This window comes from Chryseobacterium sp. A321 (assembly GCF_054489265.1).
This window is the reverse complement of sequence record NZ_JBTMWZ010000001.1, coordinates 113,482-125,589: the sequence shown is the minus strand read 5'-3', so window position 1 is coordinate 125,589 and position 12,108 is coordinate 113,482. Positions and strand designations below refer to the sequence as shown.

12 protein-coding genes are annotated in these 12,108 nt (G+C 41.1%); 7 read left to right on the top strand and 5 right to left on the bottom strand.

The window, feature by feature from the left end; all coding sequences use genetic code 11:
- Positions 1 to 5: 5 nt before the first annotated feature.
- Both ACX3PZ_RS00620 and gldC read right to left on the bottom strand, forming a co-directional pair.
- Positions 6 to 1,151 carry a cystathionine gamma-synthase gene (locus tag ACX3PZ_RS00620; protein ID WP_459084479.1) on the bottom strand — a complete coding sequence of 382 codons (1,146 nt, stop codon included), beginning with the start codon at positions 1,149 to 1,151 and terminating at the stop codon, positions 6 to 8.
- A 6-nt stretch (positions 1,152 to 1,157) separates the two neighbouring features.
- On the bottom strand, positions 1,158 to 1,484 hold the full coding sequence (gene gldC, locus ACX3PZ_RS00615; protein WP_459084480.1) for a gliding motility protein GldC: 327 nt from the start codon (positions 1,482 to 1,484) through the stop codon (positions 1,158 to 1,160).
- A gap of 263 nt (positions 1,485 to 1,747) precedes the next feature.
- Between gldC and nadE the strand changes: the two genes are divergently transcribed.
- Genes nadE through ACX3PZ_RS00600 form a run of 3 tightly spaced genes read left to right on the top strand, consistent with a single transcriptional unit; the run spans position 1,748 to position 3,401 of the window.
- Entirely contained in the window at positions 1,748 to 2,536 is a 789-nt protein-coding gene (gene nadE, locus ACX3PZ_RS00610; RefSeq protein ID WP_459084481.1) for an NAD(+) synthase, read from the top strand.
- Positions 2,537 to 2,549: 13 nt separating this feature from the next.
- Positions 2,550 to 3,086, top strand: coding sequence for a ribonuclease domain-containing protein (locus ACX3PZ_RS00605; protein WP_459084482.1), 537 nt, complete (start codon positions 2,550 to 2,552; stop codon positions 3,084 to 3,086).
- A 21-nt stretch (positions 3,087 to 3,107) separates the two neighbouring features.
- Positions 3,108 to 3,401, top strand: coding sequence for a barstar family protein (locus tag ACX3PZ_RS00600; RefSeq protein ID WP_459084483.1), 294 nt, complete (start codon positions 3,108 to 3,110; stop codon positions 3,399 to 3,401).
- Between the two features lie 155 nt (positions 3,402 to 3,556).
- On the opposite strand, the gene ACX3PZ_RS00595 is transcribed toward ACX3PZ_RS00600, so the two are convergent.
- Entirely contained in the window at positions 3,557 to 4,717 is a 1,161-nt protein-coding gene (locus ACX3PZ_RS00595) for a hypothetical protein (RefSeq protein WP_459084484.1), read from the bottom strand.
- Positions 4,718 to 4,773: 56 nt separating this feature from the next.
- The gene (locus ACX3PZ_RS00590; RefSeq protein ID WP_459084485.1) at positions 4,774 to 7,326 is read right to left on the bottom strand and encodes a TonB-dependent receptor domain-containing protein; all 2,553 of its coding nucleotides are present in this window, start codon (positions 7,324 to 7,326) and stop codon (positions 4,774 to 4,776) included.
- Between the two features lie 201 nt (positions 7,327 to 7,527).
- Between ACX3PZ_RS00590 and ACX3PZ_RS00585 the strand changes: the two genes are divergently transcribed.
- The 4 genes from ACX3PZ_RS00585 to ACX3PZ_RS00570 all read left to right on the top strand — a co-directional run bounded on the left by ACX3PZ_RS00585 (position 7,528) and on the right by ACX3PZ_RS00570 (position 11,461).
- Positions 7,528 to 8,205, top strand: a complete 678-nt coding sequence (locus ACX3PZ_RS00585) for a response regulator transcription factor (RefSeq protein ID WP_459084487.1) — start codon at positions 7,528 to 7,530, stop codon at positions 8,203 to 8,205.
- Between the two features lie 53 nt (positions 8,206 to 8,258).
- A complete protein-coding gene (locus tag ACX3PZ_RS00580; protein ID WP_459084612.1) occupies positions 8,259 to 9,239 on the top strand; it encodes a sensor histidine kinase in 981 nt (326 codons plus the stop codon).
- A 129-nt stretch (positions 9,240 to 9,368) separates the two neighbouring features.
- Complete coding sequence (locus tag ACX3PZ_RS00575) at positions 9,369 to 9,944, top strand: IS1096 element passenger TnpR family protein (protein ID WP_459084488.1); 576 nt, start codon at positions 9,369 to 9,371, stop codon at positions 9,942 to 9,944.
- Between the two features lie 161 nt (positions 9,945 to 10,105).
- A complete protein-coding gene (locus ACX3PZ_RS00570) occupies positions 10,106 to 11,461 on the top strand; it encodes an alpha-amylase family glycosyl hydrolase (RefSeq protein ID WP_459084489.1) in 1,356 nt (451 codons plus the stop codon).
- A 105-nt stretch (positions 11,462 to 11,566) separates the two neighbouring features.
- Here ACX3PZ_RS00570 and ACX3PZ_RS00565 read toward each other — a convergent pair whose 3' ends face one another.
- A complete protein-coding gene (locus ACX3PZ_RS00565) occupies positions 11,567 to 12,043 on the bottom strand; it encodes a hypothetical protein (RefSeq protein WP_459084490.1) in 477 nt (158 codons plus the stop codon).
- Between the last annotated feature and the right edge of the window lie 65 nt (positions 12,044 to 12,108).

Sequence of the window (12,108 nt, the reverse complement as noted above, 5' to 3'; positions counted from 1 at the left end):
TTACTTTAAAAGGATAAAGCGTTTTCTAAGTCGCTTAGCAAATCATCTGCATCTTCAATACCGACACTTAGTCGCACGAGATCGTCTGTAATACCTAATTCTTGTCTTTTTTCTGCAGGAATCGAGGCATGGGTCATGGTGCTAGGGTGGTTGGCTAGAGATTCCACACCGCCAAGACTTTCTGCTAGGGTGAAAACCTTGATAGATTCTAAAAATTTCACAGCCTGCTGTTTGTCATTGGATTTAAAAGTAAAGGAGACCATTCCGCCAAAACCATTCATTTGATTTTGAGCAAGATCGTACTGAGGATTTGATTTCAGTCCGGGGTAAAATACCTTGTCTACTTTGGGATGCTGCGCTAAGAATTCGGCGACTTTCATTCCGTTTTCGCTATGACGTTCCATTCTAAGGGAAAGCGTTTTGATTCCTCGCAAAACTAAATAGGAATCGTGAGGTCCTAAAATCCCTCCGCTTGCAAATTGGATGAAATGCAGTTCTTCTCCAAGCTCTTTGGTCTTGGTAATTAAGGCTCCAGCGATCACATCGGAGTGCCCTCCTAGATACTTGGTAGCCGAATGCATTACAATGTCGGCACCCAGATCAAGTGGGCGCTGAATGTAAGGCGTAGCAAAGGTATTGTCCACGGCTACCAAAATATTTTTGCCTTTCACAAGAGCTGCCACTTTTTTAATGTCCACTAACTTCATTAGCGGATTGGTGGGAGTCTCGAGCCAAACAAGCTTTGTGTTTTCTTGAATCACTGAGTCTAAATTCTCTGCGTTCTCGAAGCTTACAAAAGAAAACTCTAGTTGGTATTTAGAAAACAATTTTGTGAACAATCGATAAGTGCCGCCGTATAAATCATCCACAGCCACAATGTGATCGCCTGGATTTAAAAGTTTTAACACGGCATCGATGGCAGCAAGTCCTGAACCGAAGGCTAGACCCGTGTGGCCATTTTCAATGCTTGCAAGAGAATCTTCTAAGGCCTGTCTTGTGGGATTTGCGCCTCGTGAGTATTCATATCCTGCTTTTAATTTTCCAGGAGTTTCCTGGGCAAAAGTGGAGGTTAAGAAAACGGGTACATTTACCGACCCGGTATGCGGTTCATGCTGTTGACCGCCATGAATAACTTTGGTATTAAATTTCATCGTTCTTTACATTTTAATTGCTGATTTGTTGGCGAATTCTTCGGCCATTTCTTCCATCCATGCGGCTACGTCTTCCTCACCAGAAGCTCTCGAATACGTACTAGCAAGTGAAATTAGAACCTGATGGATAAACATCTTCATTTGATCAAGCGGCATATCTTTCGTCCACAGATCGATCCGCAAAGCCTCCATCGTACGATCGTCCCAAACTGAGATCATTGTCGCTTTGGTTGGCTGTTTTTCAACTCCGCCGTCTTGGGCATTCCATAAGATGGATTCTGGCACGTTGTTTTCGTCTAGTTCTACATCAAGTGTGATTTGCGTCTTTTTCATTTTATTAAAATTCTCTGCTAAGCATTTGCTTAGGGATTAGTGAGAGTAAGTGGGCTTGCTTGGGAAATGTGGATTTTTTATTTCTGTCCATTAGTTTAATCAAAATGAGAATCAAGAGATTCAAAATTTCTGATTAAAAAAATAAGACATCCCACCCAATCTCTGCATGTCATTTGTTATCTTTACCACGTAATATAATTTACAAAATTAAGTAAAATAAAAGGACTTGCCTCGTCGCAAGGTTCGAAGTTCAAATAAAAAAGATGCAAAGCGAAAAAATAATTAATCGGATCGTGGACTGGCTAAAAGAGTACGCTCATAATGCGGGTGTGAAAGGCTATGTGGTTGGTATTTCAGGGGGAGTGGACTCCGCCGTAGTTTCTGCACTATGCGCAAGAACGGGACTTGAACTTTTGCTTTTAGAAATTCCCATTCGTCAGAAAGAGTCTGAGGTGAACCGAGCTTGGGAGCATATAGAAGATTTAAAGAAGAAATATAGTCATGTGCAAGCTTTGAAAGTGGACTTAACCGATCCCTTTGAGAATTTGGAGGGCACGCTTGAATCGAATCTTCCGGTAAGCGACAACCGCCTAGCCTTAGCCAATACCCGATCGAGGTTAAGAATGCTAACGCTTTATTATTATGGACAAACTCAAGGGTTGCTCGTCTGTGGTACAGGAAACAAAGTGGAAGATTTTGGCATCGGTTTTTATACCAAATACGGAGATGGAGGTGTGGATGTCTCTCCCATAGGAGATCTTTATAAAACAGAAGTCTACAACTTGGCGCGAGAATTGGATTTGGTAGATTCAATTCAAAATGCCATTCCCACTGATGGGCTATGGGACGTGGAGCGTACCGATGAGGACCAAATTGGAGCTACTTACAAGGAGCTTGAAGCCATTCAAAAAGAATGGGGAGAAAAGTCGCAAGACGATTATCAGGGACGAATGCTCGAAGTCTACCAGATTTTTAAGCGCATGAATTCTCAAGCGCAACATAAAATGAATCCAATTCCTGTTTGCGATATCCCGGAACAGTGGAGAGATTAAAATAAATTGACAAATGAAATCAGATCGAAATAAAAAAATACTTTTTTTCTTTATCGGAGCCATGACCATGTTCATCGCCCTGTTTTTTATTAATTCTGGAGATTTTCGAGATCTTACAGGCCAAAGTAGTGGGACGATAATTGTGCCCGACGCAAGCCCACAGCAAATTGAACCCGTTCAAAGCGCGATGGAAAATAAGGATGTTGTTTTAAAATCCAACGAGGACATAAAGGAATTAACCCGGCAAGACCTAGTGATTTCTTATGTGAAAGAAAATGGGCAGCTGCCCTCTTATTATCTCACGAAATCGCAAGCAAAACATAAAGGGTGGATTGCCAGCGAGGGAAACCTTTGTGAAATTTTACCTGGACAGGCCATCGGAGGAGACATATTTGGCAACCGCGAAAAACTCTTGCCGATTGAAAATACCTACATGGAAGCAGATGTAAACTACAACTGTGGCCAAAGAGGGAAGGATCGGATTGTCTTTACCAAGAAAGGAGAGGTTTGGTTAAGCAAAGACCATTACAGATCATTTCAAAAACAATAAGCCAAAAATCTTTTTTAAGTTATGGACACAAACCAAGTCTTTATCGACTTCAGCATCATTGGAGAAGAAAGTGAATTCTATAGTCAATTGAAGGAAAAACTAACTCTTCCAGATTATTTTGGGGACAATTTAGATGCACTCCACGATTCCATTTCAAGCGAGGTAAAGCTTCCTCTTCATATTGAGTTTGTCAACATGAGTGTGGATCAGCTTGAGACGTTTGAAGGGCTTATTGAGACGCTTGAAGATCTGGAGGAGGAAGTAGATGACTTCGAGTTTTCCTATTTTTTGGAGCAGTATTCGGACGAAGACTAGCTTTAAAGAGAATTCTTTTTTAAGTTTAGAATGGAGGGAAGATCGAAAGGGTTTTCCCTATTTGTTTTGGCTTTAAATTGAGCCTTTATCCAAAGGCACAAAAAAAGCCGCCAGATTGCTCCAACGGCTAAACCATTTGAATTATAACAGTTTGATTAAAGTCCAGACCAACCGGTAGCCCAAGTTGGTGTTGCAGAACCTGCACCTGCGCCCGTTGCGCTTGCATTCACGCCAATGGTTAATGCAGGAATGTCCATAGATATTCCAAGTGAAGTTTTAGCAGAAGCTTCTTTTCCAATGTTCACATATTTTACGTTGGTAATTTTGCTACCTCCTAGGAAATGACTTAAGGTAGAGTCGTGTTCAAAGTTGAATCCTGTGCTCCATCCGTCTAGTACGATGTTGTCAAAGGTTCCATGGCTACCTACTCTTAATTTAATTCCATCAGATTCTCCAACTCCTGCAAATCCAATAAAGGTTGCATTTTTGATAGTAGGATTTGATCTTGGATCCGCATCGTTGTTGTTAGAATTGTTGTCCGCTTCAATCCCACGGTTTCCGATTTTATCTGCTCTTCTTTTGGTATAGATCCCCGTAGCAGTACCGTTCCATCCTTCTGTCCAGTCAAAGGCATCGTCCTCGTTGTAAACAGAGACAATATTCGATACATTCACAGTTCCTCCGAAGAATTCGATTCCATCATCAGATCCGTTGATTAAAGATACGTTGTCGATTTTGGTTCCGTTACCTACTCCGAAAAGAGAAAGTCCGTTAAATTCTTTTTCAGCGGTAAATAAAGCTCCTGCATATTCGATTCTCACATAGGTCAATGAACCTGAGTTATCCGAAGCATTGGTTCCTCCGTACTGTGTATTTCCAACTTCTGCCGTCGCTATAGTTCCTTTGTTGATTGGTGCTCTGCCGCTTAAAACGATACCTCCCCAGCTTCCTGGTGTTTTTGCACTTGACGTGAAGACAATCGGTTGTGTCGCTGTACCGTTTGCGAAAATCTGTCCTCCTTGCTCAACGGTTAGGTATGCTGCAGTTCCAGCGGTTGCATTGAATTGAGTTCCTGCAGGAATGACAAGTTTTCCACCTTCTTTTACGTGAATAGCTCCTGTAATTGTATAGGTTTGGCTAGCGTCTAGCGTTACTGTTTCTCCTGATTTAACTTCTCCTTTAAAGTCACTTGGATTCGTTGCAATCCCTGTTGGGGGAGCAATTACGGGATCGTTTGAATTGTCACAAGATTGAAGGGCAAGACCTGAGGCAATTAGTGCGCCAAGGGTCCATACTTTTAGTTGATTTTTTTTCATTACTTTAAAATTTTGATTTATTAATTATTTGTTTGATTGATTGTATTAAAGGGGGGTTAGAATTCATAAGAAACGCCTGCGCCTAGAGAAATTCCTGTTTTGAACTCTCGGATGGTGTGGTCTACCGTCGTGTTTCTTTGGATTCTCGAGAAAGTAGGGTTTAATAGGTTTTTCCCACTAAAGGTTAATCCAATTCCATTGTTGAATTTAATTTTAGCGACCGCATCCAGAGTATTGATTGACTTGTCGATTTGGTTTCCAAGTCCTTCATAACCTAAAGCGTAGACATTGTCAGAAATATGAGAGTAGGATACTACAAAGTCAAGAGTTTCACCACGGTTTCCTTTTTGTTGCCATCCTAGATTTACGTTGGCAAGGAAATCAGAAGCGCCGGTCATGTTGTCTTGGTCTTTAATGAAGTTCACGGCAACAGTTGTGTTTTCCCTGCTCACTTTGGCCGCATCAAGATCTTGCGTGGTGTGGAGGTAGGTGGCATTGGCAAAAGCATACAACCTCGTTCCATTTCTTTCATACAAATCCTTACGGATTTCTACTTCGGAACCGAAGATTTTCCCCGTATCTCCTACGTTAACAAAAGAGGATAAGTTCGCCGAAGAGGCTACCGTCACTCTCGCAATTGGATTTTGAATGAGTTTCGCAAAAGCAGTAATTGAAATTAACTCACTTTTCTTAGGAAACATTTCCCATTTCAAATCCACGTTGTAATTGTCAGAAGGATAGAGATCGATATTTCCATAGCTAGAATCGTCAATGTCTTCATATTCAAACGGGGCTAGTTCCAGCAATAGTGGGGATGTGTAGGTTTTGGAAGCGGAAAATCGTAAGTTCTGCGTATCGTTTAGGACATACTTTAAGTTAAGTGCAGGTAAGATTTTTGTGTAGTTTTTTTGAACTTCACCTCCGTTGGAAAAGATTGCGGTGTTGTAAACCATGTGCTGGTCCAGGTGATCCACTCTAACTCCCAATTGTCCAGTGAAACGATCACTTATTTCATAGTCTAAATTGGCATATCCAGCATTGTTGAATACTTCTGATTGGTAAAACTGAGGAATAAGAGCCGCCTGCCCATTGTGTAGGATGTCTCCCCTAAAGGTAACAATGTCAAAATAAGCGCCAGTCTGGTAATTCCCTAGATTGAAAAACGAGTCGTAATTGCCAGGGTCAACATAGTAGTTGAAAGGTGCAAGCTTCACTCGGAAGTTGTACTGCGTAGCTTGGAAATCACTGTCCTGATATTTTGTATTGTATCCTAAGGATACCTTTGCTCTGTCGCTAAGCTGGTAGTCAAGTGATAGGTTTCCAACGTAGTCAGACTGAATTAAGGAGTCAAAGTATCGGTGATTTACACCTGGGTTACTACTCGCGAAATAGCTTTGGGAGCTTGCGCGATCAAATACAGATACGTTTTGTTGACGGTCTGGATGTTTACTGTCTAGGTTGTTATATCCTAAATTCCAATTCAATTTTAAATCGTCTGCTAGCGCATGCTCGCCTCTAAGTTGGAGAACAAGAAGGTCGTTGACTTTCGTAGCCGCACGACGCATCTGCGTATAGCCTGTGGTTTCGGAAGGATCGTCCAAGAAATCTCGGTTGTGTCCTTCATAGAATCCTAATTTTTGGTCTGTTGTGTGGATGTAATTCCCTGTGAAATTAACAGAGTTTCTCGAATTCATACGGTAGTTCAAATTGATAAGGCCCGTAGTGTTTGTCGTATATTTGAATTCTTCGCTTCGAGAGTAAAGTTTGTTGGAGGAAGTGCCACTATCGTATGAGCCTCCGAAAGTACCTTGAGCATATTGATGATCATTTTCAAAAGCACCATATCCAAAGACGGAAAGTCTGCCCTCTGATCCTATTTTGAAGTTGCGACCAAAGTCGACAGCCAATGAGGAATTGATAGGGGTGAAGGTTTCCTGGTTTTGAGTTCCTTTTGTAAAGGCAAATCCTTGGGCTAAAACAGCATTATCAGTAGGCTTGGTCGCGCCATTCCAGCCAAAGAAATTAAGTCCTTGTGCTTTGTAGAATGTATTTTGCTTAAGCGTTGAGAGGTTTGCAGAGCTGGAAAGGCTTACTTTAAAATAAGGTTTTCCCGTATGAATTTTAGATACTATATCGACAGTGGCTCCAGAGACATCGCCCCAAAGTTTCGGATGATAGACCTTGTCTAGGGAAAGGTAATCAATCATGTCCGTTTTCAAAATGCTCAAATCGATGTTTTTGAAAGAGGGATCGTTTGAAGGAATCGAAAGTCCGTTGATGGTCGTTGCATTGCTACGGTCTCCTAGTCCACGGATGAAGATCTGTCCAGATCCTTGTTGTTTTTGAGTTCCTGTTGCTTTGGTTACCGCAAGGGAAACATCCCCAATTCCTTGTTTCTCTAATTGTAGGGAGCCTACACGTTCGATGACTTCTAAAGAGCGTCGTTGGGTTTGAATAAGGTTTGCTTCTGCGCCTTTGTTCGTGGTTCCACGGATCACAACCCCTTCAATTTTCTTTTCGGTTCTGATTGTGTCCTGGGTTTGTGCAAACCCGTAAGTAAAGGAGGCGGATAGAAAAAACGCCGCGATACTTATTGTACTTCTTTTCATTGCTTTTCGTTTCTGTTATAATTCGCCACAAAGGAACTCAACTTGGAGGTCTGAGGCGGTTTACGAATGTTTAAATAATCTTTAATAAACCTTTACGAGATTTAGGGCAATGTTAAGTTTCTGTAAACACACGGCGAGGCCAGTGTCCCAACTCAATGAAATTAGCTAACTTTACCTCTTTAATACATCACCGCTTTAAAAATGAGCCGAAAAAAAATTCTTTTAATTGACGACGAGCACGATATTTTGGAAATTCTATCGTATAATTTAGAAAAGGAAGGCTTCGAGGTCTTTGCTTGCGATAACGGTACCGAAGGGATTGAAAAGGCGCGGGAAATTAATCCAGATTTAATTTTACTTGACGTGATGATGCCGGAGAAAGACGGGATCGAAACCTGCCAAGAACTTCGAAAAATCAAATCATTAGAGTCGACCTTAATTGTATTTTTGTCAGCACGAGGAGAGGAGTTCTCCCAACTAGCAGGTTACCAAGCTGGCGCAAACGATTATGTCGTCAAAGTCATAAAACCAAAGATTCTTATTTCAAAAATTAATGCTCTTTTGCAACTCACAAGCAAAAGTGAGGAGGTGAATAATGTACTGGAAGTAGGGGATTTAATTATTGACAAGGATAACTTCCGAGTCACGCAAGAAGGAAGAGTATTTCTACTCCCTAAGAAAGAATTTGATCTGCTATACCTTCTGGCTTCTAACACACAAAAGGTTTTTAAGCGAGAAGAAATATTGGAGAAAGTTTGGGGAAATGATGTGATCGTTGGGGAACGTACTATTGATGTGCACATTCGCCGACTACGCGAAAAATTAGGTGACCGCCGTATCCAAACCCTAAAAGGAATTGGATATAAGTTAGTGGTCTAATTTAAATTTCAACTTCTGTTTTGAACCGTCTCTCCTCCATCGCGGCCCTTTTCATGACGTTAGCTATTACGGCTATCGTGCTGATGTATGATTACTATAAAGGTGCCTATGATGGTCCTAACGATAATATTCTGCTTTTTATTATCAGTATTTTGCTCATATTCTTTATCACCTATGTAGGTGTGGATTATTTGGTTCGTTACTATTCTCGGAAGCAAATTCAAAAAATGGCCACAGAGCTTCCGAAGGATTTTTTTGCCGATCCAAATAACATTGGATTTAAAGAGCTTTCGGAAAAGCTCAATCGCAGCGCGAGTGAACTCGATATGATTAACGAGATGGAAACCTACCGAAAGGAATATATCGGAAATGTTTCGCACGAACTTAAGACCCCGCTATTCTCTATTCAAGGATACATTGAGACCTTGATTGATGGTGCCGTAGAGAACTTAAGTATTCGCGATAAGTATTTAACCCGTGTAGGGAAATCAGTAGAGCGACTCTTGACCATTGTGAATGATTTAGACATGATTAACCGTTTTGAGGCGGGAGAGATAAAGTTAAAGGTGTCTAAATTTGAAATCCATAGCTTAACGCGTGAAGTCTTTGATATGCTTGATTTAGATGCCCAGTCGCGCAATGCGAAATTAAGTATTACAGGAGCCTTACCCCAGGTCTATGTGCTCGCCGATAAGCAAAAAATCGAGCAGGTGCTGATCAATTTAATCTCCAATGCGATTCATTACGCAAATCGCCAAAAACCTCAAATTAGTGTCCGTACGACCGTTTTAAAAAGCAAAGTTTTAATCGAGGTCGAGGACAATGGGATGGGAATCAAGCCGGAGGCTCTTCCTCGTATTTTTGAAAGGTTTTACCGCGTCGAATCCAGCCGAAATCGCCGCGAAGGCGGTAGCGGACTTGGACTTGCAATCGTGAAGCATATCTTGGAGGCTCATAACGAGTCGATTCACGTGGAAAGCGTATATCTAGAGGGCACTAAGTTTGGCTTCTTTCTCGAAAAAGCCCCGGTGTAGGGTCGGAATTTAATTCTTTTTTTTGAATTTATTTTTACAAAATTCTCCAAAAGGATTTTGCAATTGTTATATATTTGCAGCTCTAATCAGAGCAAACGAATCAATAAAAATTAAAGTGCTGAAAAGACTATGGTTTACAAAATCCGTATTATTTTAGATACAAGGGAAGACATCTTTCGCGATATTGAAATCAAAGGGAAACAAACTCTATGGAACTTGCATTTAGGAATCAAAAGTGCATTTTCTCTTCAAGGCGAAGAGCTGTCCAATTTCAACTTATTAGAATCCGACGGGACTGTTTATAAAAGCGTTCCTTTAGAAGACATGAGTGATTTAGGTGACGGGGAAATTATGTCTGATATCTACGTAAGTGAAGCCTTTGAAACAGCGGGCGATAAAGTACAGTTTCAATATGGACTCTTAGATTTATGGGAGTTTTTCTTGGAACTCATTGAAATTAACGAGGAGAAACCTTCGGTTAACTACCCCATAACGGTATTTCGATTTGGAAATGTGCCTCTCAAAGCCCCGAGTAAGCAGGGTCCAGCCAAAGCAAAAGGAAGTCCGAAGGTAGGTGGAGAAGACGATGAATTCGGTTTTGACGATGATTTTGGGGATGCCGATTTTGATGACGATTCGCTCGACTTTGAAGACGATGAAGCTGAGGGGTATTCTGATTCCTCTTTTGAGGAGGATTTGGATTAAGAGGCCTATAAACACAAGCATAAATAAAGCTGCACTTTTTTAAAGAGTGCAGCTTTTTAATTGGGTAACTTTCGCTTCAAATCCGTAGATTTGCGCGTTAAGCTTTGGCCGGATTGCGCCAAGAAGAAGCAATTAAGCGACTTAAACTTAATAAATGTATTATGAATAAATTGATCCTTTTTGCTGCACTAAGCCTTTTGCTTTTAAGCTGCAACAGCCCTAAAAACAGTATGACCATGAGTGAGACACCAAGTGAGTGGAAACACACAACTACGATTTATGAAGTAAATATTAGACAATATACTCCTGAGGGGACCTTTAAAGCCTTTGAAAAGCATCTTCCACGACTAAAGGATATGGGTGTGAAGACGCTTTGGTTCATGCCAATTACTCCCATTGCGCAGGAGCAAAAGAAGGGAACTTTAGGAAGCCAATACGCAGCAGCCGATTACACGTCGATTAATCCTGAATTTGGGAGTCTTGAAGATTTTAAGCATCTCGTGGATGAGGCGCATTCCATGGGTTTTAAAGTAATTATCGATTGGGTAGCAAACCACACAGGTTGGGACCATACGTGGACTAAAACTCATCCCGAATATTATTTGATAGATCCTAAAACGGATACGTTTCAAATCGCTTCCGGTATGGAGGATATTATTGAGTTAGATTATAGCAAACCTCAGTTGAGAAGAGCAATGATCGATGCAATGAAGTTTTGGGTAGAGAACACGGGCATTGATGGGTTCCGATGCGACCTCGCATCCTGGGTTGAAGTGGATTTTTGGCAGGAGGCTAGAGCGGAACTAGATCAGGTAAGACCTCTTTTCTGGCTTGGAGAGTTTGATGAATTAGACACGCCTGAATATGGAAAAGTTTTTGATGCCAGTTACATTTGGAATTGGATGCACAAAACAAAAGATTTTAACGAGAAAGACTTACCTCTAAGTGAGCTGAAATCACTTTTACAGCGCTACTCTGATATTGGAGATAACTCTATGCGGGCCTGGTTCACATCCAACCATGATGAAAATACTTGGAACGGAACAGAATACGAAAAATACGGTGTTTTTGCCAAACCGCTTGCCGTCTTCTCAGTCACATGGAACGGAGTTCCGTTAATTTACAACGGACAAGAGTTACCACTTAAAACCAAAAGATTAGAGTTTTTCGAGAAAGATCCAATTCCTTGGACTTCTCAGCCCGAACTACATAGCTTTTATAAAACGCTATTAGAGTTGAAAGCTTCGAATCCTGCACTTCGCGGGGGAGATCCAAAAGTGAAAACCTTTTGGTTAAACACGACGCAGGAAGAGAAAGTCCTAGCGTATTTAAGAGTGAATGGGGAAAAAGAGGTTCTTACGCTTTTAAATTTTTCTAAGGAACCGGTTCAGTTCGAACTCGAGGATCCAAATGTGAAGGGAACATTTACGAATGTATTTGATAAAAGCCAAAAGGAACTTACTGGAAAAGTCAAGTTCGATTTACCGGTCTCTGGTTACCTTGTTTTCGAAAGGTAAATTAATCATACAAAGCAAAAAAGAAAGCCGTTTCGATACCTACTATCGGGACGGCTTTCACTTTAAAGAGGAATCCTGCTTCGACTCCAATTTCAAACTCAAATTTTAATTGAAATACTTATGGTAAGTGCTCATCGATATTTTTAAGCTATTAAGAGCATTTTCTCCCTGCTCTTGATCTGTGCTTCCAGCGAGCGCTTCCAAGCCATGCATATGCTCTGTAAGCCATACATGAAGAACCTCGTGAGATTTCCCCTCCATCGTGCAACTTTTGATGAGTTCTTCGTTGGCCTCATTCATTTCTTTCCCAAGTTGAGAATAGGATTTTTCTGAGGCATTAAAATCTGCAAGCAGGGTCTCTTGCTTTTGGATGAAGGGAAGCATTTCAGGGTTGGTTTCCCAGCGATCTGTGCCGTTTAATTCAAGTTTGGCTTGCTGTTCAATTGTCCTTAGATCCTGGAAGGAATCTTGTGCATGAGACATCGCCGCTTCATGCATGTGCTCAGAGGAGGTGGATTCTGTTTTTTGACAAGCGTTAAGCGTAAAGAATGCACTAATCGCTAGTAGAAATAGTTTTTTCATGGGGATTTGTTTTTAGGTTATAACTAGGATAAAGTTACAAATTTTAAGTGAGGAATCCCTTCAAA

What these genes read in the sequence shown, in the direction of transcription:
- ACX3PZ_RS00620 (WP_459084479.1), bottom strand. Translation starts at nt 1,151, where the DNA reads ATGAAATTTAATACCAAAGTTATTCATGGCGGTCAACAGCATGAACCG.
- ACX3PZ_RS00595 (WP_459084484.1), bottom strand. Translation starts at nt 4,717, where the DNA reads ATGAAAAAAAATCAACTAAAAGTATGGACCCTTGGCGCACTAATTGCC.
- ACX3PZ_RS00585 (WP_459084487.1), top strand. Translation starts at nt 7,528, where the DNA reads ATGAGCCGAAAAAAAATTCTTTTAATTGACGACGAGCACGATATTTTG.
- gldC (WP_459084480.1), bottom strand. Translation starts at nt 1,484, where the DNA reads ATGAAAAAGACGCAAATCACACTTGATGTAGAACTAGACGAAAACAAC.
- ACX3PZ_RS00580 (WP_459084612.1), top strand. Translation starts at nt 8,259, where the DNA reads ATGACGTTAGCTATTACGGCTATCGTGCTGATGTATGATTACTATAAA.
- ACX3PZ_RS00570 (WP_459084489.1), top strand. Translation starts at nt 10,106, where the DNA reads ATGAATAAATTGATCCTTTTTGCTGCACTAAGCCTTTTGCTTTTAAGC.
- ACX3PZ_RS00605 (WP_459084482.1), top strand. Translation starts at nt 2,550, where the DNA reads ATGAAATCAGATCGAAATAAAAAAATACTTTTTTTCTTTATCGGAGCC.
- ACX3PZ_RS00565 (WP_459084490.1), bottom strand. Translation starts at nt 12,043, where the DNA reads ATGAAAAAACTATTTCTACTAGCGATTAGTGCATTCTTTACGCTTAAC.
- ACX3PZ_RS00575 (WP_459084488.1), top strand. Translation starts at nt 9,369, where the DNA reads ATGGTTTACAAAATCCGTATTATTTTAGATACAAGGGAAGACATCTTT.
- nadE (WP_459084481.1), top strand. Translation starts at nt 1,748, where the DNA reads ATGCAAAGCGAAAAAATAATTAATCGGATCGTGGACTGGCTAAAAGAG.
- ACX3PZ_RS00600 (WP_459084483.1), top strand. Translation starts at nt 3,108, where the DNA reads ATGGACACAAACCAAGTCTTTATCGACTTCAGCATCATTGGAGAAGAA.
- ACX3PZ_RS00590 (WP_459084485.1), bottom strand. Translation starts at nt 7,326, where the DNA reads ATGAAAAGAAGTACAATAAGTATCGCGGCGTTTTTTCTATCCGCCTCC.